Origin of the sequence: Thermostichus vulcanus str. 'Rupite' (assembly GCF_022848905.1) — a bacterium.
GTDB lineage: Bacteria > Cyanobacteriota > Cyanobacteriia > Thermostichales > Thermostichaceae > Thermostichus > Thermostichus vulcanus_A.
Window position 1 is genome coordinate 1 of the sequence record NZ_JAFIRA010000103.1, and the last position, 2,131, is coordinate 2,131.

Consider the following 2,131-nt stretch of genomic DNA (forward strand, 5'->3'; position numbering starts at 1 on the left):
CCGTACCGACGGTGTTGCACCACGAGGTGGGCTTAGCCTGCCTGGAGGCGGGGGTGCATGTCTTGATCGAGAAGCCGATTGCCGCCAACATCAGCGAAGCGGAATCCCTGGTGAACCGGGCCGCCGATTGCCACTGTATCCTCCAGGTGGGTCATATTGAGCGCTTTAGCCCCGCCTTTCAAAAATTGGGCCAGGTGCTGCAAACTGAGGATCCCTTGGCGTTTGAAGCTCATCGACTCAGCCCCTATTCCGACCGGGCCAGCGATGTATCGGTCGTGTTTGACCTAATGATCCACGACATCGATCTGCTGCTGGAGTTGATTCCTTCCCCTGTGATTCAAGTCACCGCCAGTGGTAACCGCGCCTCAAAGCTGGGCTACCTAGACTACGTCACCGCCACCCTCACCTTTGCCAACGGGGCCATCGCTACCCTAACGGCCAGTAAAGTCACCCATCGCAAAGTCCGCAAAATTGCCGTCCACTGCAAAAATGCCCTGGTGGAAGCGGACTTCCTAGACAATGAGATCTCGGTGTATCGTCAGGGATCCGCCAGTACCACCAGCGACTATGGCCAGATGCCCTACCAGCGGGATTGTCTCATCGAGAAAGTTCATACCGACAATATCGATAAGCTGCATGCCGAGCTAGAGCACTTTATCAACTGTGTGCGCGGTGGCAATCAACCCTCTGTCGGGGGCGAGCAGGCCCTCAAGGCTCTCAAACTGGCCTCGGAAGTGGAGCGCATTGCCCTGGATGGATGTGCCTGGAGTGAGGCCAAACCCAGTAGCCGTAGCCTGCATCCTTAATTTCAGGGGCTCTCAGCCTTTCACCAAAAACGGGGAGTTTGAGGGGTAGGCTGGAAGCGCCTGGCTTCAGACACAAAGACTGCTGTTAGGATGCAAAGACTCTGTTCTGCTGTTGCTTCGCAACGCTGAAGCGAAGACGCAAACGGTACTGTGGTGAGGGATCCGGCTGAGTGACCAAACTGGAGTCTACCTATTTCCCGGTGCAGATCATCGGGGCTGGCCCTGGGGATCCGGAGCTGATTACGCTGCGCGGACAACGGCTGCTGTCAGAGGCGGATGTGGTGTTCTACGCGGGATCCCTGGTGCCGGAGGGCCTGTTGTGCCATTGTCGCCCGCAGGTGGAAGCCATCGATACGCGTGCCCTAACGTTGGAAACCTTGTTGCCCGAGATGATAGGGCGCGTCCAGGCAGGTCAGCGGGTGGTGCGCTTACAAGATGGGGATCCTGCCCTTTACGGCGCTTTGCACGAATTGCTGCTGGGCCTAGGGGAGGCTGGGATCCCGTTTGAGATCGTGCCTGGAGTGAGTGCTTTTCAGTTGGCAGCCGCCCGTTTGCAAGTCGAACTCACCATCCCCGAGTTGGTACAGACGATCATCCTCACCCGTGCCAGTGGTCGTACCCAGGTTCCTGCTCCAGAAGCCTTGGCCAGCTTGGCAGCTCATCGGGCTTCATTGTGTCTCTACCTCAGTGCTCGCCATGTGGAGCAAGCCCAAGCCGACCTCTTGATGCACTATCCTGCCGATACTCCGATTGCGGTTTGTTATCGTCTCGGTTGGCCCGACGAACATATTTGGCTGGGCTCCTTAACAGAAATGGCCTCCCTCACCCGGCAAGCCCGCCTAGAGCGCACCGTTCTTTATCTGATTAGCCCGGCCTTACAGGGATCCCAGTCGGTCCGTTCGCGGCTGTACAGCCCAGAGCATGCCCATCTTTTCCGGCCCAAAGCGCGAGGGTGAAAGGAGGACAGCTTGCCTCTGTTACAGGCTTTTTCAGTACATTGACGGATATTGAGCCGATTGAGCACAATGAGGCATCATGCTGCTGGGAAGTTGGCCCCTGGGCTGAAGCCTCAGATTTTTTCGAAAGTCGTATGGAAATTCCCCGAACGAATGGATGCTGATGGTTTGTTGAACTCCTTTGCAAAAGTATAAATCAACACAGAAACAGAAGCTTCTTAGTTATGGCAACTCAACCTGGCACTCGAAGCGTTGAAGCTCTCACGAAGTCTTTGCAAAAGGCACTGGCGCCATTGCCAACCCGTTCGGTGCTCAAACAGGATGTCCTCTACTTCATGGTGGAATTCCCGGAAGAGGCACTGTTTAACC

2 protein-coding genes are annotated in these 2,131 nt (G+C 56.1%); both read left to right on the forward strand.

All coding sequences use genetic code 11. The annotated features are described in order from the left end of the window. Positions 1-806, forward strand: an 806-nt coding sequence (locus JX360_RS17245; RefSeq protein WP_244353458.1) for a Gfo/Idh/MocA family protein, incomplete at its 5' end; no start/stop codon positions are given. A gap of 170 nt (positions 807-976) precedes the next feature. Next, positions 977-1,762, forward strand: a complete 786-nt coding sequence (cobM, locus tag JX360_RS17250) for a precorrin-4 C(11)-methyltransferase (RefSeq protein ID WP_244353460.1) — start codon at positions 977-979, stop codon at positions 1,760-1,762. Positions 1,763-2,131: the final 369 nt, after the last annotated feature.